Source organism: Escherichia sp. KTE52 (assembly GCF_000408325.1).
GTDB classification, from domain to species: Bacteria; Pseudomonadota; Gammaproteobacteria; order Enterobacterales; family Enterobacteriaceae; genus Escherichia; species Escherichia marmotae.
On record NZ_KE138677.1, the window covers coordinates 354,583 to 375,162 of the forward strand.

Consider the following 20,580-nt stretch of genomic DNA (forward strand, 5'->3'; position numbering starts at 1 on the left):
AGCAAGAAGCACTTAAAAAATTCGTTACACCAGGAAATCTGATGTGTTCATCACCTTATCTGCAATTTTTTTCGCTGACAAGGAAATATTCTTTGCATGAATGATTAATATCACTAATGAATGAAATTGTGACTTTCGTCACCCCTTATGGCCTCTGCTACGGGCGGGATCGCTCCCAAAAAATGATCAAATACAAATCGTGCTATTTTGAGAAACATCCTGGTAAAGGGAGTATGCGCTACCATGCTTTCAATTCAACAACCACTGCTGATTTTCACCGATCTCGATGGCACCCTGTTGGACAGTCATAGCTATGACTGGCAGCCTGCCGCTCCCTGGCTAAACCGTTTACGAGAAGCAGACGTTCCAGTGATTCTCTGCAGCAGTAAAACGTCGACGGAAATGCTGTACTTGCAAAAAATCCTGGGTCTGCAAGGGTTGCCGCTGATTGCCGAAAACGGAGCGGTGATCCAACTGGATCATCAATGGCAAGATATAGATGGTTTCCCCCGTATCATCTCGGGTATTGCCCATAGTGAAATTAGTCTGGTGTTGAATACGTTACGCGAGAAAGAACATTTCAAATTCACCACTTTTGATGATGTCGATGAGACAACCATTGCTGAATGGACTGGATTAAGCCGTAGCCAGGCGGCGCTGACGCAATTGCATGAAGCCTCGGTCACGCTCATCTGGCGCGACAGTGACGAGCAAATGACGCAATTTACCGCTCGCCTGAACGAGTTAGGGTTGCAGTTTGTCCAGGGCGCTCGCTTCTGGCATGTGTTGGACGCCTCTGCCGGAAAAGATCAGGCCGCCAACTGGATCATCGCGGCATATCAACAATCAGGCGGAGAACGTCCGACGACGCTTGGCTTAGGCGATGGTCCAAATGACGCGCCATTACTGGAAGTGATGGATTACGCGGTCATTGTGAAAGGGCTAAACCGGGAAGGCATTCATCTGCAAAATGAGGATCCGCCTCGTGTCTGGCGAACGCAGCGAGAAGGTCCTGATGGCTGGCGCGAGGGGTTGGATCACTTTTTTACCGTCCGTTAAGGGGTATCACTGGCGCAGACCCGATTACGTCCTGCTTGTTTAGCGAGATACAGCCGACGATCGGCCAGCGATTGCAATTGTTCAAAATCATAATCACCGGTTTCTTCACTGCTGCTCACCCCCAATGAAGCACTGATGCGGATAGTCTTGCTCTTGGCAATCAACATCTCTTTTTCATTCAGCTTCAGACGAATATGTTCGGCAACTTCTTTTGCCTGCTCCAGGCTGGCGCCAGGCAGAATCACACAAAACTCCTCACCACCAACCCGTCCGGCAACATACTGGGGTCGTAATGAACGACTAATTAATCCGGCAGCATGTGACAACACACGGTCGCCCGCCTGGTGACCAAAGCGGTCATTAATCGCTTTAAAATGGTCAAGGTCGACCTGAATGACAGAAAAAGGATGTTTGTGTGTCTGGCACATTTTGGCCAGCGGACGCGCTTTTTCGAACAGTGCGCCACGGTTATACAGGCGGGTTAAAGTGTCGTGCCACGCCTGCCATTGCAACGAGCTTTGCAGGACAAACATATTGCTGACCATCTGGCGAATCACATACCAGGAGATAAGTAACATGGTTGTGAAGAGCGCCCACAACAGGGTTAATGCAATGCTGATACTGCCGAAATCACCACGCACACCTTCGCTAAGCGTATGGATTCGCACTAATACCCCGTCAAAATGATCCAGCCGTTCCCAGCTAACATAGCGACTGTTCATCCGGATTCCACCGCGCGTATCGTGTTCAATGGCCTGCGCAAGTGATGCCAGTTCGCGAGGATCAAAGAGATCTTCGGTAGGATTCTCCGGGTTGGAAGAGGTCAATAATTTCAGTTTACTGTCGTAGAGTTGATATTCACCGTCGAGATTTTTATCGATAGCATTTTGTAAAAATTGCTGCATTGAACGCACGGGAATACTCATTCCCAGCACGCCATACCAGTAATTATTGCTGTCAACCGGCACGCTTACAGTGACTTGTGGTTCAGTAACATTGTTATGGTCATGCTGAGAGGTAAACCAACGCACCGCACGTTGGCGGTTTTCTCGTTGTGAATGACCGATAAACCAGGGTTGGGTGACAAATTCGTAGTAACGCCCGGGCACACTTCGCATAAACAGCGTCGGCTGCGTAGAAACGTAAAATCCGGCGCGCGAGACATACATCGCCTGTTCAACCATCGACGAGGAGTTGTGCGCCAGTCGCAGCAAGTAACCGACTTCCAGCGCGGCGGTAATTTCGTTGTCCAGGGATTCATTTTCGCGAGAAAGCAGATCCCCCTCGCTGACTAACGCATCAGAGACGCCATTTACCGGCAGGGTACGTCGTCTGTTGAGTTCTATCTGCCAGGCATGTTCATCGCGACGTTGTTCGAACTCGGTAACGGCATTGCGCAGAGAGGTGAAATCGAGCGGCGCAACGAGGGCTTCGCGCATCCCGTTACGCAAAAATAATAACTTATCAACGTTATATTGCAGTTGTTTATCAAGCGCGTTGGCAACATTTTCCAGATGGTTACGCTGACTTGAAATATAGGCATCTTCCAGTACGACGACTTCACGCCATGTGAGTAAAGTTGAGAAGATCAACACCACAATAAAGCAGAGATTAACGACATGACCAGGCCCCAGGCGGCGCGCGAGTTTTTTCAGCCAGCTCTGGTTTTCCATTTCTGTCTCGTGCAGCACCCTGACAACTCCCAACCTGCTTTCTTATGATTCTGGCATAACCTGGCAATAGCGTACCGCCAAACAACAATATTTTTATAACGAGGCATGATAAGACGCGCCAGCGTCGCATCAGGCTTTCAATGCCAACGTTGGCACAATCGCCGGATACGGCGTGAACGCCTTATCTGCCCTGGTGTTAATTATACGCTTTTAAACTTCTTCCGATGAACGACTCTTCTCCCCCGGAACAAGCTCAGTTTCATGAAAGGCTTCCCGTTTGACGCCGTAACCGTCATACCAGCGACACTCAACCATGCCGCTGGAATACCCGGTAACAATCATCCGCGGGCCGCCCTCTTTAACCGTTACTTCCTCACTCACCACAAAGCTCATACTCGCCTCCTTTTTTCGAGTGAAACTTGTTCACCTTAGTCGAGAATGGCGAATTTTGCATACCAGCCAGTGAGAATATTAATGTACCTGACCGCGCATTTTCGCTACTGCTTTCACTGCCAATACGACGATGCTACCGATGATAAAACCAAGAATCAGATTTAAAACAGTCGGTAATATCATCGCCACCAGCGCACTCTGCTGCCCGGAGAAATGTTCAATAGCATGATGCAGCGGCGCAATACCATGTACCACAATGCCACCACCGACGAGAAACATCGCCAGCGTGCCGACGATCGATAACGCTTTCATCAGCCAGGGCGCGATAATCAATAACCCCTTGCCCAGCGCCTGTATAACCGTACTGGATTTTTCCGCCAGCCAGTAACCCAGATCATCAATCTTAACGATGATCCCCACCAGACCGTAGACGCCCACGGTAACCACCAGTGCGATCCCTGAAAGTACCAGCACCTGATTAAGCAACGGCGCTTCCGCCACAATCCCCAGCGTGATAGCGACAATTTCCGCAGACAAAATAAAATCGGTACGAATCGCCCCTTTTATTTTGTCCTTTTCGAACTTCAGCGGATCCTGCGCTGCCAGTTTTTCCAGGCGCTGCTGACTCTGCGCCGGATCCTCTTTATGCTTACGCGCCTCCAGCATATGCAGCACCTTCTCTACCCCTTCAAAGCAGAGAAATGCACCGCCAATCATCAACAGCGGTGTAATCGCCCACGGGATAAACGCACTGATGATCAGCGCCAACGGCACCAGAATCACTTTGTTGATGAGCGATCCCTTCGCCACGCCCCAGACCACGGGTAATTCCCGGTTGGCACGCACACCTGAAACTTGTTGCGCATTGAGCGACAAGTCATCCCCTAATACACCAGCGGTTTTCTTCGCCGCCAGCTTGCCCATCACGGAGATATCGTCCAGCAAAGTGGCGATATCATCGAGCAACGTCAATAAACTACTCCCGGCCAAAAGCATTCCCTCTCATTTTTATTGTTGACGGTGCTAAGTATGAAGCAAAATCGGCTTGTCTGATACTTGCTTCACAAGTCAACATTTTATTAACAATCAATTACGATTATATCTCTCGCCAGTGAAATGATTTTCACGTTTACTATGAACCGCCTTTTTATTTCCATCGTGAGGGATTATGCGTTTCCGCCAGTTGTTACCGCTTTTTGGCGCACTGTTTGCGCTGTATATCATTTGGGGCTCAACCTATTTTGTCATTCGGATTGGGGTAGAAAGCTGGCCACCGTTAATGATGGCGGGCGTGCGCTTTCTGGCAGCCGGTATTTTACTAATGGCATTTTTACTGCTGCGCGGGCACAAATTGCCGCCGCTACGTCCACTGCTTAATGCCGCGCTTATTGGCCTGTTACTGCTGGCTGTCGGTAACGGCATGGTAACGGTAGCCGAACATCAAAACGTCCCTTCCGGCATTGCCGCCGTGGTGGTGGCAACGGTGCCACTCTTTACCCTGTGCTTCAGCCGCCTGTTTGGCATAAAAACGCGCAAACTGGAGTGGCTTGGCATCGCCATTGGGTTAGCGGGGATCATCATGCTCAACAGTGGCGGTAATTTAAGCGGCAATCCGTGGGGCGCGATCCTGATTTTGATCGGGTCTGTGAGTTGGGCATTTGGTTCAGTTTATGGCTCACGAATCACTCTGCCAGTGGGGATGATGGCGGGAGCCATTGAAATGCTGGCGGCAGGCGTGGTGTTAATGATCGCATCGATGATTGCGGGTGAAAAACTGACGGCGCTCCCTTCTCTTTCGGGCTTCCTGGCGGTCGGCTATCTGGCGCTGTTTGGTTCGATCATCGCCATCAACGCTTATATGTATTTAATCCGCAATGTCAGCCCGGCTCTGGCGACCAGCTACGCTTATGTTAACCCGGTGGTCGCGGTATTACTGGGTACGGGGCTGGGTGGCGAAACGCTATCGCGGATTGAATGGCTGGCACTGGGCGTGATTGTCTTCGCGGTGGTGCTGGTAACGCTGGGGAAATATCTCTTTCCCGCAAAACCCGTTGTCGCCCCCGTCATTCAGGACACATCAAGCGAGTAAATGAATCCCCAGAGAGTCGATCTGCGCGCTGGCACCCTCGCTGCAGATCCACTCTTCCAGACGCTCGGTCAGCGCCGCGTCCGTCAACTTCTCTCGCCCACGTAACGCACACTCCCAGACAATCAATACACGCCAGCCGAGTTCCTGCAATCGATTAATATCACGACGATCGCGCTCGACATTTTTACCTATCTTCTCCAGCCAGAACTCCGTTCGTGTGGCAGGAACTTTGAACAAATGGCAATGATGATGGTGCCAGAAGCAGCCGTGGGTAAATATCACGCAGCGATACTCATCGAGGACAAAATCCGGACGTCCGGGTAGACTGGCACCCTGAACGCGAAACATCAGCCCCTGTCCGGTTAACAGACTGGCCAGGCGCTTCTCGATTGCTGTATCGTGCGTGGCAATCGCGCGCATATTTTTGCTACGCGTGGCCTTATCGTGAACGTCGGCCATGTTGTGCCTCTTGCTGACGCAACGCTACCGCCTGTTTGATTTTTGGCTCGAGCAGTTTTGCCACCGCGGCAAAGACCGGTACGACTACCGAGTTGCCGAACTGGCGATAGGCCTGAGTGTCAGAAACCGGAATGCGGAATTTCGCTTCATGCGGCGCTTCAAAGCCCATCAACCGTGCGCATTCACGAGGTGTTAACCGACGCGGACGATGTTGCTGATTCTGCGGATCGTCAAAGTCTTTCTCACCTGTTGCCATATCCCAGCCGCGATCGATTAAAATTTCTGCGCCATCTTTGTAATAGCGGGCAGAAAGCGTGCGCGTGACACTTTGCGGATTGTTCGGATAAACCATCCCGTACCCGAAGCCGTTACCGCGCGCCTGATGTTTTTTCGCATAGCGATAGAGGTACTTCCACAGCACCGGCGTCAGAATATATTTCGCTTCGACTATCGGATCCAGCAACTCCGCCAGCGTCACTCGCTGCGCAGGGAAACAATCGCTGATATCACGCAGGGTAAAATCTTGCTTCAGATTAAGATCGCGACGGAAACCCACCAGCACAATGCGTTCACGGTGCTGCGGTAAAAAATGTTTGCCATCAATGATCTTCGGATCGTTCGGGCCATTATCTTCTGCATCGGCTACGTCATAGCCCAGTTCGTCCAGCGTCTGCATGATGATGCGGAACGTTTTGCCCTGGTCGTGACTTTTCAGGTTTTTGACGTTTTCAAGTACAAAAATCGCCGGACGGCGGGCGTCGATAATGCGTACCACATCAAAAAACAACGTCCCCTGGGTATCGCAGGCAAAACCGTGCGCGCGACCAAGAGAGTTCTTTTTCGATACGCCAGCCAGGGAAAACGGCTGGCAAGGAAAACCGGCCAATAAAACATCATGTTCAGGGATGTGCTGACGAATATGTGCCGCCGCTGCTTCATCGCTCACGCCCTCTTTATGGCTCAGGGTAATGTCGCGGATATCTTCATTAAAGTGATGCGTAGCCGGGTCGCAATAATGATTCGCTTTGTAGGTGCGTACCGCATGTTTATTCCATTCACTGGTAAACACGCATTGACCGCCAATCGACTCAAAACCGCGACGGATGCCACCAATTCCGGCAAACAGATCGATAAAACGAAACGCATAGTGCGGATGATGTGCAGGTGGTTTGGGTAACAACGTTTGCAGATGAGCGAACTCTTTCTCACTTAAACGGTGCCATGCCGAATCATTCGCCAGCGCACGTTTTAAAATCGCCGCGCTCCAGTGATTCTCACCCACACCATTAAGTTGCGCCACCAATGTTTTAACATCATAAATTTGCAGCAGTTTCTCCAGCATTGCCTGTGCGGCATTCCCGGTGCTGTATGAATCGGTTACTGATATATTTTCCTGCATAGATTTAACCGGCCATCTGAGATGGCCGACAGGTTAACATAATTACTTCAGTTTAGGGCCACGCGGTCAGCCTGCAGGAGAAAAGGCACGAATCACGTCATGATCCACACCTTCATTCTCGCCCGCCAGTTCAGCGCTGAGTTTAGCCATAAACTCCACCTGAAAACGGGCGTTGTGTTGCGCCAGTTGTTTACCTTTTGTCGTTTGCATGGTTTGCGGTAGTTTCAGCAGCTTAGTCTGGAAATGATCCAGCGCGTAGCGTTTATCATCAAGCGGGCGATGCTGCGCGAACGGGTCTTCACCGTCAAACAGCGCCACACCCAGCGAGCCTGAGACCGCAAACACTCGCGCCAGACCAATCGCGCCTAAAGCTTCCAGCCTGTCTGCATCCTGCACGATTTTGGCTTCCGCCGTTAAAGGTGTAATTTGTGCGCTGAAACTGTGTGCCGCGATAGCATGGCAAATGGCGTCTATTTTCTCTGGCGGAAAATCGACAAATTCCGCACTTAAAATGCGACGCGCCTCTTCTGCCGCCAGTAATGAGGAGCGCTGCCGTTGCGGATGATTTTTCGCCAGGCTCACAATATCGTGAAAATAACAGGCGGTTAAAATGACCAGCATATCGACGTCTTCATCTGACGCCAGTTTCTGCGCTGTCGCCCAGACACGACGAAAATGACACAGGTCATGGGCCACGTCCTGGTGCGTTTGATGGTTTTTAAACCAGTTTTCAAACTGTGCCTGCCAGTGTTGTAAATCCATACACGCTCCGCTGCAAATGAGTCGCAACCTTAGCAGTTTTTACTCATAGCGTCTGCTACGCACGGGTCGTGGTCGGGTGTACCACGCAATACCACCTAACAACGCTCCGACCAGGGCCATAAACAAAAATCCCACTAATGCCCCTAACCACTTTCCTGCGGTAGAGCCTAAATCACTTTCAAATCCCGACACGGGGGCATCCGGGATCCTGCTCATCACCCAAATGTAACGCGCCATTACCCAGACGAAATAGCCACACCATGTATAGAAAGCCCATAAAGCCAGTTTGCCGCCAGGGCTGCGAGAAAGTCTCTCTTCCATCGTTGTCGAACCGTACTCCATTTTGAGATAACCCGGGAAATTCAGACTTAGCACTATTATGTGATAAAAGTCACATTTTTCCACATTAGTTGAGACAGTCAAGTCTCACTCATTTTTTGAACAAATATATAAATCTTAGCCAATGGCTATTATTTGCAGAAAAAACAAATAAGAAAGTATTTTTCTTTCGGCAGTGGATAATTAATTAATTCACATATTGAATATATTAGCACTGAATACAATTATACCTTTTTCGTTTTCTGTGTCATGATAACTCCGTTATTAGCCTTTATCGTCTTGTTTATATTTTTGGGCCGGCATGATGCCGGCTTTTTTTATGCCATTCATAATGTGCGCAAGATCACTCAGGGTCTTTGGTGCAACACTCATTGACACAAACTATCCTTCCGCAAAATCAATAATATATTGATATACAACCATAAATAACATGAATTTTTGTATCTGCAATTCATAATTTTGAATTATATTAAATAAGATAGAAACATTTTGAAATCTTTTAAATATATTTGTTACATGTAATCTTTAAAATAAAATGAACTTCATAGAATAGTATCCAAATGTGCTTTTTTTTGGATAATGGCACTTATTGATATATTCATGAAGATTATAATCACAAGGGAATACATAATGAAAAGAAAAGTTCTGGCAATGCTGGTCCCGGCGTTATTAGTTGCTGGCGCAGCAAATGCGGCTGAAATTTATAATAAGAATGGCAATAAAGTTGATTTTTACGGCAAGATGGTTGGCGAACGCATCTGGTCGAACACTGATGATAATAACAGCGAAAACGAGGATACCTCCTATGCTCGTTTCGGCGTTAAAGGTGAAACTCAGATTACCAGCGAACTGACTGGTTTTGGTCAGTTTGAATACAACCTTGATGCCAGCAAGCCTGAAGGTTCTAATCAGGAAAAAACCCGTTTAACCTTCGCCGGTTTGAAATATAACGGATTTGGTTCTTTCGACTACGGTCGTAACTACGGTGTTGCCTATGATGCCGCAGCTTATACCGATATGTTAGTTGAATGGGGCGGCGATTCCTGGGCTTCCGCTGACAACTTTATGAACGGTCGTACCAACGGTGTTGCAACCTACCGCAACTCTGATTTCTTTGGTCTGGTCGATGGACTGAATTTTGCAATTCAGTATCAAGGCAAGAACAGCAATCGTGGCGTTACTAAACAAAACGGTGATGGCTATGCGTTATCCGTAGACTACAACATTGATGGTTTTGGTATTGTCGGTGTTTATGGTAAATCTGATCGTACCAATGAGCAAGTTGCTGATGGAAACGGTTCAAATGCAGAAGTATGGTCATTGGCAGCAAAATATGATGCGAACAATGTCTACGCTGCTGTGATGTATGGTGAAACTCGTAATATGACACCGACATCAGTTAATACAGGCGGCTTCGACAAAGACGGCAACTCGATAATGCATGATCAACTGCTCAACGAAACTCAGAACTTTGAAGCAGTTGTTCAGTATCAGTTCGACTTTGGTCTGCGTCCTTCCTTAGGTTATGTCTACTCCAAAGGTAAAGATATTAAAGGCGTCCCAGGCCATAGATATGTTGACGCTGACCGCGTGAACTACATTGAAGTTGGTACTTGGTACTACTTCAATAAGAACATGAACGTTTATACTGCATATAAATTCAACATGCTGGATAAAGATGACGCGGCAATTACTGAGCAACTGATGACCAGTTTGCAGTTGGTATCGTCTACCAGTTCTAATCAGCCAACGCGCCACGGCACGTTACTGTAAAAACTCATCCAGCCTGAGTTCGTCCCTCATTGAACTCGGGCTTTTTTATCCCCCTCGTCAAATCACCAGCAGCGGCACTCTCAACCGCTGTAGCATGTCGACAAAACTCAATTCCTGGGTGACTCCCGGCACAATAACATCTGCCAGTTTCTGTTCAACCAGAGTCGCTAAACAGTGCAAAGCCTGATCACGTAGTGCATCTTTAAAACGATGCATGTCAGAAACATATCTACGCTCCAGGATTCTTACATATTCCGGAATAAAGCCAGGTAAATGAATATGCCCTGAAGAAACGTTAGCGAAAAACTACGCATAATAAAGCGATAGTTCCCTATCATCCCGAGAAAGACATTCACCGGAATAACAATATTTCAGTACATAGAAAATCTCTGAAAACATCTTAATATAAAAAAGACTATAAATTATTATTAATTTATCTGTTAAAAATTATAGTTATGCCTTAAATATTTGGTGCATTATATCTGCTGTAACCTTAGCCACTCCTCGCACACCTGTTTCTGGTTGCTACTGTAATTAGAGAATCTGATAGCATGTAATTAACCATATCTGTCATTAGTTAATGATTAATCTGATTCATCATTTTTCCACGACTAACGGGCATACAGAACGGCTGCATCATTATTTTTTGCTAAAAATCTCATTTATGATTCTTACAGTCACCCTATGTAACGAGAGTATGCAATCTCATCTTTTCTGAAAAATGAACTAAAATATATTGCTACGCTTTACGTTTTTTATTGCAAATAAGGTTGATTCGATGAGAACACTATTCGTGAACTGTGATGTATTTTCCCTGACGTGTTTAACGCAACCCTCTACCGCTTTAGGTATATTGACTCGTTTTACGTTCCTGGTTAAATATAGCATCCAGCTCAGTCGCGAATATAGTGACTAACCTACCGAAGTAACAATAAGGAATACACTATGACTGTTCAAACAAGTAAGAACCCGCAGATTGATATTGCTGAAGATAATGCGTTCTTCCCTTCAGAATATTCGCTTAGCCAATATACCAGTCCTGTATCTGATCTTGATGGTGTGGACTACCCAAAACCGTATAGCGGTAAGCATAAAATTCTGGTGATCGCCGCTGACGAACGCTATTTGCCGACCGATAACGGTAAACTATTCTCGACGGGCAACCATCCCATTGAAACGTTGCTACCGTTGTATCACCTGCATGCTGCTGGTTTCGAGTTCGAAGTTGCGACCATCTCTGGCCTGATGACGAAGTTTGAATACTGGGCTATGCCACACAAAGATGAAAAAGTGATGCCATTCTTTGAGCAGCACAAATCTCTGTTCCGCAATCCGAAGAAATTAGCGGATGTTGTCGCCAGCCTCAACGCAGACAGCGAGTACGCAGCAATCTTTGTCCCAGGTGGTCATGGTGCTCTTATTGGCTTACCTGAAAGCAAAGAAGTTGCTACCGCTCTGCAATGGGCAATTGAAAACGACCGCTTTGTTATCTCTCTTTGTCACGGCCCGGCTGCGTTTCTGTCGCTCCGCCACGGTGATAACCCACTAAACGGTTATTCAATTTGCGCATTCCCGGATGCAGCAGACAAACAAACACCAGATATTGGTTATATGCCGGGTCATCTGACCTGGTACTTCGGTGAAGAACTGAAGAAAATGGGAATGAACATCATCAATGATGACATTACTGGCCGGGTACATAAGGATCGTAAACTTCTCACCGGAGACAGCCCTTTTGCAGCGAATGCGCTGGGCAAACTTGCTGCACAGGAAATGCTGGCGGCATACGTGGGTTAACCGGACATCACTTACGGTGTAATAAAAAAGTGGGGGTTTATCTCCCCCACTGAATAAACGAGAGATGTTCACCACCAGTTGTTGACGCTTTATCTCTTGTCTTACCTCCATTTTTGCATCAGCTTCATGCATTGAAGAATGCAATACAATCCTTTGTTGAAATAACAAGTATAATTCAAGCAAATCATTAACACATAAAATATAAGGACATGTTATGTGGCATTACGTTATTTATCGATTTTAGAAAACGACTATCTCTGATAAACTCCATCACGTTTTAACCAGTAGGGAAGCGAGGTTAGATATGTCGTTAACGTCAATTTTTAGACGCATTGCATTTAGCTATTATGATTATTCATGTGAAGATATTGATATTGCAAATACTGAATTTGCAGTCATTCACATTCCAGATCAAATTGGTGATGCAATGGCTATTTACCCAATAATTAGATCGCTGGAATCACATAAAATAAAACATTTATTAATTATCACATCTACAATTAATAAATCTGTTTTTGATGCGCTTCATCTTAAATACACCAAATTAACATTAGTCAGTATGACAATGCAGGACTATGCCAGCTTAAATGAAATAAAAAAACTGGCGAAGAGTATAAGAGAGCAACACGGTACACCAGATCTCTGTATTGAAGCGATGCGCAAGAAAAACTTGAAAACAATGCTATTCATAAGTCATTTAAAGGCGAAAACGAATTTACAAGTTGTGGGTTTAACGATGACATGTTATTCCCCATTATGTAAATCGGCATCAACAATGGATCAGTCTCTTCGAGCGCCAGTACCAATGACATGGGCTTTCATGATGCGAGAAGCAGGTTTCCCACCCGTCCCCCCTTTATTTGAATTACCGATCCACGAAGAGGTAATAGACGAGGTACATTATGAACTGGATCCATTGGGTTCTTACATCGCTCTTAATCTTGATGGCAGTGCCCAGGAAAGAACCTTTTCAGAAACAATAGCTCAAAAGCTAATAGCTATGATTAAAAATGAAACAAATATGCCAATTGTCATTGTTCATGGACCCAATGGTACTGAAAAAGCAGTAGAGCTAACCCAGTATTTTGACAATGTCTATCATTTATCGTTGGCTCCTTCAATAGCACGTTCTGCTGCCGTCATAAAAAATGCTTCTCTCGCGATAACGCCAGATACCTCTATTTTGCATATGACAAGTGCTTATAATGTTCCTGTCATCGCCGTGTATGCCGATTATAAAACACGCTGGCCTGCAATGGCGGATATTTCAGAGACAATTGTAGTAGGGAAAGAGATTGATCGCATCAATCTGGATGAATTCAGAAACACGGTGAAAAGAATTATCGTAAAAATTCAATCCTGATGTAATTATCAGATTTAAGAGATTTTAGATATGTCTGTTATGATTTGGCGCTAAATAGCAAAAAGCCTGCTTAAAGCAGGCTTTTTTGAATTTGGCTCCTCTGACTGGACTCGAACCAGTGACATACGGATTAACAGTCCGCCGTTCTACCGACTGAACTACAGAGGAATCGTGAGAACGAGGCGAATATTACTGAGTGGTGCAGCGAGTGTCAACACTAAAATTCACAAGCCATTTCAATCGGTTAATTAAGCAACAAAATTGATATTTAATGAACATCTGGTGCTGAATATGCGTCCCTTTCATTAGCATTTCGCAGTCTTTGCAGTGGATCCTGCTGATAAAATTGGCAGAAACGTTGCCACAGCGAGGGGAAGCGAGGCGCAAAAAGCTCCGGAGCACTAAAAAAGTATTCGGAAAGCACGGCAAAACATTCGGCAGGATCACTGGCAGCATAAGCATCGATGCTGGAGGCATTCTCCCCCACTAACTCAATTTCTTCCTGAATGTTATCCATCGCAGCGTGAAGATCGTGTTCCCAGCCCGCGACTTCGCGTAAAGAAATAAAGGGGACGCCACTGGCGCGATCGCCATTTCGGGTGTCCAGTTTATGTGCAACTTCATGGATAATCAGATTAAATCCCGAGGCATCGAAAGAATCCTGTATATCGAGCCAATTCAGCACGATGGGACCTTGCTGCCAGCTTTGACCTGACTGAACAATACGTTGATTATGAACCAGCCCTATATCGTCTTCCCATTCATCGTCTACCACAAATGGTGCCGGGTAAATTAACACTTCATGAAATCCATCCAGCCATTCCAGTCCCAGTTCCATAACAGGTAAGCAAAACAGCAAGGCAATGCGACCACTTTTCAATGCATCAAGTTCAACGCCTTGTAAAGGAACCAGCCGTTTTTGTTGCAAAAAACGTTCAGCCAGAGTGACTAATTTGTTTTGCTCTTGCTCAGTCAAACATGTCAAAAGAGGTATCGCCAAAGCTTCCTTCCACGGAATTGCATCATCATGGGCGGTTTCTTGTACTTTCCAGGGCCACTTAATCATCGTTTTGCTCGCAAACTCGTCACTTGAACAAAATTGCACGGACAGAGACTGTTAAAATGCCAAATTTCCTGGCATCATGGCAACAATCTGAACGGAGAGATGCCGGAGCGGCTGAACGGACCGGTCTCGAAAACCGGAGTAGGGGCAACTCTACCGGGGGTTCAAATCCCCCTCTCTCCGCCAATCATTCAAACAGCTAGTCCGCCCCATGTCAGTGACACAAATCCCATTGAGAAAATTCGAAAAATTCATCCGCGAAAAATAACGCCTGTAAGTAACCTGCACTACTTTAGCAATCACATTTTTCTCGCTGTTTTTGAATTTCTAATACGCGCCTGAACCCACAATTCTGTTTCGTTTCCGCACATTACAGTGATGCCCCTACCCGTCCCCCATAGTCATTTTCTGACATAAAAACATTTGCAGATGCTCTCTGTCGCGGTAGTCTCATAAGGCTCGTTTATAGTTCGACGGCAATGTGAGTTACCTTTTCCATACTAATTATAAAAAGACAGTACAAACAGGAACATTATGGACTCCACGCTCATCTCCACGCGTCCCGATGAAGGCACGCTTTCGTTAAGTCGCGCCCGACGAGCTGCGTTAGGCAGTTTCGCCGGTGCCGTCGTCGACTGGTACGATTTTTTACTCTATGGCATTACCGCCGCACTGGTGTTTAATCGCGAGTTTTTCCCGCAAATAAGCCCGGCAATGGGAACGCTCGCCGCATTTGCTACTTTTGGGGTCGGTTTCCTTTTCCGTCCGCTCGGAGGTGTCATTTTCGGCCATTTTGGTGACCGTCTGGGACGTAAACGCATGTTAATGCTGACCGTCTGGATGATGGGCATCGCAACAGCTTTAATTGGTATTCTCCCTTCGTTTTCGACTATTGGCTGGTGGGCACCGATTTTACTGGTGACGCTGCGTGCCATTCAGGGTTTTGCCGTCGGCGGAGAGTGGGGAGGCGCTGCATTGCTGTCTGTTGAAAGCGCGCCGAAAAATAAAAAAGCCTTTTACAGCAGCGGCGTACAAGTTGGTTACGGTGTAGGGTTACTACTTTCAACCGGACTGGTTTCACTGATCAGCATGATGACTACTGATGAGCAGTTTTTGAGCTGGGGCTGGCGCATCCCTTTCCTGTTTAGCATCATACTGGTGCTGGGCGCATTGTGGGTGCGTAATGGCATGGAGGAGTCCGCTGAATTTGAACAACAGCAACATAATCAAGTGACCGCGCAAAAGCGTATCCCGGTTATCGAAGCCCTGTTACGACATCCCGGCGCTTTCCTGAAGATTATTGCACTACGCCTGTGCGAGTTGCTGACAATGTATATCGTTACCGCCTTTGCACTTAACTATTCAACCCAGAATATGGGGTTACCGCGCGAATTGTTCCTTAATATTGGTTTGCTGGTGGGTGGGTTAAGCTGTCTGACAATTCCCTGTTTTGCCTGGCTTGCCGACCGTTTTGGCCGCCGTAGGGTGTATATCACTGGCGCGTTAATTGGAGCGTTAAGCGCGTTTCCTTTCTTTATGGCGCTTGAGGCACAGTCCATTTTCTGGATTGTTTTCTTCTCCATTATGCTGGCGAACATTGCGCATGACATGGTGGTTTGTGTGCAACAACCGATGTTCACCGAGATGTTTGGTGCCAGTTATCGCTACAGCGGCGCGGGGGTCGGATACCAGGTTGCCAGTGTGGTAGGGGGTGGATTTACACCTTTTATTGCTGCAGCTCTCATTACTTATTTTGCTGGAGACTGGCATAGCGTCGCCATTTATTTGCTGGCAGGATGCCTGATTTCCGCAATAACTGCTTTGTTGATGAAAGACAATCAACGCGCCTGAGGGTCTGGCGAAGATCATTCGATCTTCGCCTTCCACTTTTGTTTCACATTCCTGTGACATACTATCGGAAACGCGGTAATTGTATGGAACAGGAGACACACATGAATAATAAGGGCTCCGGTCTGACCCCAGCTCAGGCACTGGATAAACTCGACGCGCTGTATGAGCAATCTGTAGTCGCTTTACGCAATGCCATTGGCAAATATATTAAAAGTGGCGAATTGCCTGATGAAAACGCCCGCAAACAAGGTCTTTTTGTCTATCCATCACTGACCGTGACCTGGGACGGCAGCACAACCAATCCCCCCAAAACACGCGCTTTCGGTCGCTTTACTCACGCTGGCAGCTATACCACCACCATCACACGCCCTGCTCTCTTTCGTTCGTATCTCAATGAACAACTTACTTTGTTGTATCAGGATTATGGCGCGCATATCTCCGTGCAACCGTCACAGCATGAAATCCCCTACCCCTATGTCATTGATGGCTCCGAGTTAACGCTTGATCGCTCAATGAGCACCGGGCTAACGCGTTATTTCCCGACAACAGAGCTGGCACAAATTGGCGATGAAACTGCAGACGGCATTTATCATCCGGCGGAATTTTCTCCGTTATCGCATTTTGATGCACGCCGGGTAGATTTTTCCCTCGCGCGGTTACGCCATTATACCGGCACACCTGTCGAACATTTTCAGCCGTTCGTCTTGTTTACCAACTACACACGTTATGTGGATGAATTCGTTCGTTGGGGATGCAGCCAGATCCTTGATCCTGAAAGCCCTTATATTGCACTTTCTTGCGCTGGCGGGAACTGGATCACTGCCGAAACAGAAGCACCTGAAGAAGCAATTTCCGACCTCGCATGGAAAAAACACCAGATGCCCGCCTGGCATTTAATCACTATTGATGGTCAGGGCATCACTCTGGTGAATATTGGCGTGGGGCCGTCAAATGCAAAAACCATCTGTGATCATCTGGCGGTGCTACGCCCGGATGTCTGGTTAATGATTGGTCACTGCGGTGGATTACGTGAAAGCCAGTCTATTGGTGATTATGTACTTGCGCATGCTTATTTACGCGATGACCACGTTCTCGATGCGGTTCTGCCGCCCGATATTCCTATTCCCAGCATTGCTGAAGTGCAACGTGCGCTTTATGACGCGACCAAGCTGGTCAGCGGTAGACCGGGTGAGGAAGTTAAACAGCGGTTACGTACTGGCACTGTGGTAACCACAGATGACAGAAACTGGGAGCTGCGCTACTCGGCTTCTGCACTGCGTTTTAACTTAAGCCGGGCCGTGGCGATTGATATGGAAAGTGCAACCATTGCAGCACAAGGATATCGTTTCCGCGTGCCATACGGGACGCTACTGTGTGTTTCAGATAAGCCGTTGCATGGTGAGATTAAACTTCCCGGCCAGGCTAACCGTTTTTACGAAGGCGCTATTTCCGAGCACCTGCAAATTGGCATTCGGGCGATAGATTTGCTGCGCGCGGAAGGCGATCGACTGCATTCGCGTAAACTGCGAACCTTTAATGAGCCGCCGTTCCGGTAATGAGTTCAGATCCTTTGCGTCAGGAAAAAATGTGAAGGATTTGATAAGTAGCAAGGCAAAAAGCCCGCTATCAAATCGGGCTTTTCAGAATTTGGCTCCTCTGACTGGACTCGAACCAGTGACATACGGATTAACAGTCCGCCGTTCTACCGACTGAACTACAGAGGAATCGTGAGAACGGGGCGAATATTAACTATGCCCATCCACAATGTCAAAGCCTGTTTTTTAATTTTGAAAGCGTTTGCTGAAATATTCTGCGTTTTGCCGTTTATTCCGACACAACTGGCTTTTTTTCACACTTTTTATGTTCAGCGCGAGGATATTTCCATAGCCAACGCCCAGTCACCATCCGCCAGTAAAACAGCACGGCACGCACGGCCCAGTCGGCAAACATCCCCATCCAGACGCCAACCACGCCCCAGTCAAGCATAATTCCCAGCGCATAACCCACAACCACGCGGCATCCCCACATGCTCAGCATAGAAACCCACATGGCGTAGCGTGCATCACGAGCACCTTTAAAACCAGCAGGTAACACCCATGAGGCGGACCAAATAGGCATAAACAAAGCGTTTAGCCAAATCAGAATCACAACGACATGTTTAACTTGTGGATCCTGGGTATAAAACGACGCCATAACTCCGGCAAAAGGGGCAGTCAACCAGGCTATTGCCGTTAGTCCAATAGTGGACAGCCAGAAAACATGCCGCAACTGAATTTCTGCTTGCGCTATCTGCCCTACCCCCAGTCTTCGACCGGTGATTATTGTGGAGGCTGAACCGAGTGCACTTCCTGGTAAATTGATAAGAGCCGCGATCGAAAAAGCGATAAAGTTCCCGGCAATAACGCTGGTTCCCATCCCGGCGACAAACATTTGTGTTAATAACCGGCCACTGGTAAATAATACAGATTCAACGCTCGCAGGAATACCGATCCCCATTACTTCCCAGATAATGCTGAAATTCAAAGGTTTAAAATAGCTCTTTAACGAGATCCGTAGCGCAGGGTTAAAACCAATCGCCAGTACCCACAAAATTGCAATTGCGCCAATATAACGGGAAATAGTTAATCCCAGCCCAGCCCCGACAAAACCCAATCCCTGCCAGGAAAAAAGACCGTAAATTAATATACCGCTAATAATAATATTAAGAATATTCAGGCTGCCGTTTATAAGCAGCGGTATTTTCGTATTCCCTGCACCGCGAAGTGCCCCACTGCCAATCAAGGTGATAGCAGCCGCAGGATAACTGATTACCGTTAGCTCCAGATAAGTCAGCGCCAGTGCTTTCACTTCCGTCGAGGCATCACCTGCAACAAATTCGATAATGTGCTCGCCAAAATGATGAATAAGAACAGCCAACAGCACGGCAAACAACGTCATGATTACCAATGATTGCCGTGTCGCTACTCTGGCTCGCCGTCGATCACGTTTACCGAGACTAAATGCCACAACGACAGTAGTACCAAGATCGATAGCGGCAAAAAAGGCCATAATGACCATATTGAAGCTATCAGCCAACCCTACGCCCGCCATCGCATCTTTTCCCAGCCAACTGACCAGAAAAGTGCTCAGGACGCCCATCAACAGGACACAGGCATTCTCCATAAAGATAGGAACAGCAAGCGGAGTTATCTCACGCCAGAACAACACTTTGTAACTCTTGCGTTTTGCGTGCCAGCGAGTGTGGCGTAAAGCAGAGGAGATATTCAAAGCCGACCCTAATTGCAGAAAGTGAAACCACATTTCAAATAATGAGGGAGAATCAGCAAAGCTGCAAAGATTTTCGCTGTCAAATTGTCTGCAAATGCAACAAACTGTTGATAGAAACGGCAAACAGTTAGGTTTTTTAAAAATCGGGTTTGACAAAATATTTTTCGCCGTTAAGATGTGCCCCAACAGCGATTCCTCTGTAGTTCAGTCGGTAGAACGGCGGACTGTTAATCCGTATGTCACTGGTTCGAGTCCAGTCAGAGGAGCCAAATTTCTGAAAAGCCCGCTTTGATAGCGGGCTTTTTGTTATATCTGATAATCAATTACCTCTTCACTATTTTCCATCACCTGCCGCTTAATATCCTCAACCGACAATCCAGCGTTACACAGTTCCAGAAAGTGCCAGACGTAGTTACGCTGCAGTTGCCCTCGTTTCAGCCCCAACCAGACAGTATTGGCATCGAAAAGATGGCGAGTATCCAGACGAATTAAATTCTCTTCCTCTTGTTCACCGCTGGATTGTTCGGCTACTAATCCGATTCCCAGCCCAAGAGCGACGTAGGTTTTGATGACATCAGAATCCTGGGCGCTCAATACAATATCTGCCAGCAAACCTTTGCGGGTAAATGCATCATCAATACGCGAGCGGCCTGTAATCCCCTGCCGGTAAGTGATCAACGGCCACTTCGCTATTGATTCCAGCGTTAATGGCGTAATTTTTGTTAAAGGATGATTAACAGGAACAAGCAAACTATGATGCCAACGAAACCAGGGGAAGGCGACGAGTTGGAGGTCATTGCTCAAACGCTCACTGGCTATGCCAATATCAGCGCCGCCATTTTGTAGCAATGTGGCAATTTCCTGTGGCGTTCCCTGGATAAGCTCGAGTCGCACTTCCGGGAAAAGTTCGCGAAAGACTTTAATGACATCCGGCAAGCTGTAGCGAGCCTGAGTATGCGTCGTTGCGATAGTGAGTACGCCAGACGTATCGTTGGTAAACAGCTCGGCAAGCCGACGAACATTACTGGCTTCATTCAGAATACGTTCTGCAATAACCAGTAACGCTTTGCCCGGTTCAGTCATGCCAAGAAGCCGTTTGCCCCGACGAATGAATATTTCTATACCAAGTTCATCCTCCAGCTCTCGAATATGACGGCTGACACCAGACTGTGAGGTAAAGAGCATATTCGCGACCTCTGTCAGATTGTAATCCTGACGGGCAGCCTCGCGGATTATCTTTAGCTGTTGGAAATTCACGGTAAACTCCGGGCATATCAGACATCCACTATTGTT

General features: G+C 47.2%; 17 protein-coding genes, 4 tRNA genes and 1 pseudogene. 9 read left to right on the plus strand and 13 right to left on the minus strand.

Annotated elements, in window-relative coordinates; genetic code table 11:
- Positions 1–243 precede the first annotated feature (243 nt).
- Entirely contained in the window at positions 244–1,059 is an 816-nt protein-coding gene (locus A1SC_RS15335; RefSeq protein WP_016262084.1) for a mannosyl-3-phosphoglycerate phosphatase-related protein, read from the plus strand.
- Here A1SC_RS15335 and dgcQ read toward each other — a convergent pair.
- From dgcQ to A1SC_RS15320, 3 genes are all read right to left on the minus strand, one after another.
- Entirely contained in the window at positions 1,056–2,750 is a 1,695-nt protein-coding gene (gene dgcQ, locus A1SC_RS15330; protein WP_016248837.1) for a cellulose biosynthesis regulator diguanylate cyclase DgcQ, read from the minus strand. The two genes, A1SC_RS15335 and dgcQ, sit on opposite strands and share 4 nt — an antisense overlap.
- 192 nt (positions 2,751–2,942) lie before the next feature.
- On the minus strand, positions 2,943–3,125 hold the full coding sequence (locus tag A1SC_RS15325; RefSeq protein ID WP_000011632.1) for a YodC family protein: 183 nt from the start codon (positions 3,123–3,125) through the stop codon (positions 2,943–2,945).
- Positions 3,126–3,203: 78 nt separating this feature from the next.
- A complete protein-coding gene (locus A1SC_RS15320) occupies positions 3,204–4,121 on the minus strand; it encodes a DUF808 domain-containing protein (protein ID WP_000922674.1) in 918 nt (305 codons plus the stop codon).
- Between the two features lie 172 nt (positions 4,122–4,293).
- Between A1SC_RS15320 and yedA the strand changes: the two genes are divergently transcribed.
- Complete coding sequence (gene yedA / locus A1SC_RS15315) at positions 4,294–5,214, plus strand: drug/metabolite exporter YedA (protein ID WP_001212246.1); 921 nt, start codon at positions 4,294–4,296, stop codon at positions 5,212–5,214.
- On the opposite strand, the gene A1SC_RS15310 is transcribed toward yedA, so the two are convergent.
- The 4 genes from A1SC_RS15310 to drpB form a co-directional block, all read right to left on the minus strand.
- Positions 5,203–5,673 carry a very short patch repair endonuclease gene (locus A1SC_RS15310; RefSeq protein WP_000785975.1) on the minus strand — a complete coding sequence of 157 codons (471 nt, stop codon included), beginning with the start codon at positions 5,671–5,673 and terminating at the stop codon, positions 5,203–5,205. The genes yedA and A1SC_RS15310 overlap by 12 nt on opposite strands.
- Positions 5,654–7,072, minus strand: a complete 1,419-nt coding sequence (gene dcm / locus A1SC_RS15305) for a DNA-cytosine methyltransferase (RefSeq protein ID WP_001157228.1) — start codon at positions 7,070–7,072, stop codon at positions 5,654–5,656. The genes A1SC_RS15310 and dcm overlap by 20 nt, the downstream gene beginning before the upstream one ends.
- A gap of 66 nt (positions 7,073–7,138) precedes the next feature.
- On the minus strand, positions 7,139–7,834 hold the full coding sequence (locus A1SC_RS15300; RefSeq protein ID WP_016262086.1) for a phosphohydrolase: 696 nt from the start codon (positions 7,832–7,834) through the stop codon (positions 7,139–7,141).
- Between the two features lie 39 nt (positions 7,835–7,873).
- Positions 7,874–8,155, minus strand: coding sequence for a cell division protein DrpB (gene drpB / locus A1SC_RS0121475; protein WP_242664688.1), 282 nt, complete (start codon positions 8,153–8,155; stop codon positions 7,874–7,876).
- Between the two features lie 648 nt (positions 8,156–8,803).
- Here drpB and A1SC_RS15295 point away from each other — a divergent pair.
- Positions 8,804–9,915, plus strand: a pseudogene (locus tag A1SC_RS15295) (porin).
- 88 nt (positions 9,916–10,003) lie between these two features.
- Here the strand turns inward: A1SC_RS15295 and A1SC_RS25790 are convergent.
- On the minus strand, positions 10,004–10,162 hold the full coding sequence (locus tag A1SC_RS25790; protein ID WP_172955709.1) for a hypothetical protein: 159 nt from the start codon (positions 10,160–10,162) through the stop codon (positions 10,004–10,006).
- A gap of 729 nt (positions 10,163–10,891) precedes the next feature.
- On the opposite strand from A1SC_RS25790, the gene hchA reads away from it, so the two are divergent.
- Both hchA and A1SC_RS15285 read left to right on the plus strand, forming a co-directional pair.
- Complete coding sequence (gene hchA / locus A1SC_RS15290; protein ID WP_000218188.1) at positions 10,892–11,743, plus strand: glyoxalase III HchA; 852 nt, start codon at positions 10,892–10,894, stop codon at positions 11,741–11,743.
- Between the two features lie 304 nt (positions 11,744–12,047).
- Entirely contained in the window at positions 12,048–13,106 is a 1,059-nt protein-coding gene (locus tag A1SC_RS15285; protein WP_016262088.1) for a glycosyltransferase family 9 protein, read from the plus strand.
- Positions 13,107–13,198: 92 nt separating this feature from the next.
- On the opposite strand, the gene A1SC_RS15280 is transcribed toward A1SC_RS15285, so the two are convergent.
- Together A1SC_RS15280 and mtfA are read right to left on the minus strand one after the other, a co-directional pair.
- Positions 13,199–13,274 (minus strand) — tRNA-Asn (locus A1SC_RS15280).
- Between the two features lie 100 nt (positions 13,275–13,374).
- Entirely contained in the window at positions 13,375–14,172 is a 798-nt protein-coding gene (gene mtfA / locus A1SC_RS15275) for a DgsA anti-repressor MtfA (RefSeq protein WP_001516583.1), read from the minus strand.
- 93 nt (positions 14,173–14,265) lie between these two features.
- Here mtfA and A1SC_RS15270 point away from each other — a divergent pair.
- The 3 genes from A1SC_RS15270 (at position 14,266) to amn (ending at position 17,576) form a co-directional block, all read left to right on the plus strand.
- Positions 14,266–14,355 (plus strand) — tRNA-Ser (locus tag A1SC_RS15270).
- Between the two features lie 348 nt (positions 14,356–14,703).
- Positions 14,704–16,020 carry a shikimate transporter gene (gene shiA / locus A1SC_RS15265; RefSeq protein ID WP_000378543.1) on the plus strand — a complete coding sequence of 439 codons (1,317 nt, stop codon included), beginning with the start codon at positions 14,704–14,706 and terminating at the stop codon, positions 16,018–16,020.
- Positions 16,021–16,121: 101 nt separating this feature from the next.
- Entirely contained in the window at positions 16,122–17,576 is a 1,455-nt protein-coding gene (amn, locus tag A1SC_RS15260) for an AMP nucleosidase (protein ID WP_016262089.1), read from the plus strand.
- 92 nt (positions 17,577–17,668) lie between these two features.
- Here the strand turns inward: amn and A1SC_RS15255 are convergent.
- Both A1SC_RS15255 and yeeO read right to left on the minus strand, forming a co-directional pair.
- Positions 17,669–17,744: transfer RNA gene (locus A1SC_RS15255), tRNA-Asn, on the minus strand.
- A 100-nt stretch (positions 17,745–17,844) separates the two neighbouring features.
- Positions 17,845–19,320 (minus strand): toxic metabolite efflux MATE transporter YeeO, encoded by a 1,476-nt coding sequence (gene yeeO / locus A1SC_RS15250; RefSeq protein WP_077627720.1) that lies wholly within the window; start codon positions 19,318–19,320, stop codon positions 17,845–17,847.
- Positions 19,321–19,480: 160 nt separating this feature from the next.
- On the opposite strand from yeeO, the gene A1SC_RS15245 reads away from it, so the two are divergent.
- Positions 19,481–19,556: transfer RNA gene (locus A1SC_RS15245), tRNA-Asn, on the plus strand.
- Between the two features lie 37 nt (positions 19,557–19,593).
- Here the strand turns inward: A1SC_RS15245 and cbl are convergent.
- Positions 19,594–20,544 carry an HTH-type transcriptional regulator Cbl gene (cbl, locus tag A1SC_RS15240; protein ID WP_001010989.1) on the minus strand — a complete coding sequence of 317 codons (951 nt, stop codon included), beginning with the start codon at positions 20,542–20,544 and terminating at the stop codon, positions 19,594–19,596.
- Between the last annotated feature and the right edge of the window lie 36 nt (positions 20,545–20,580).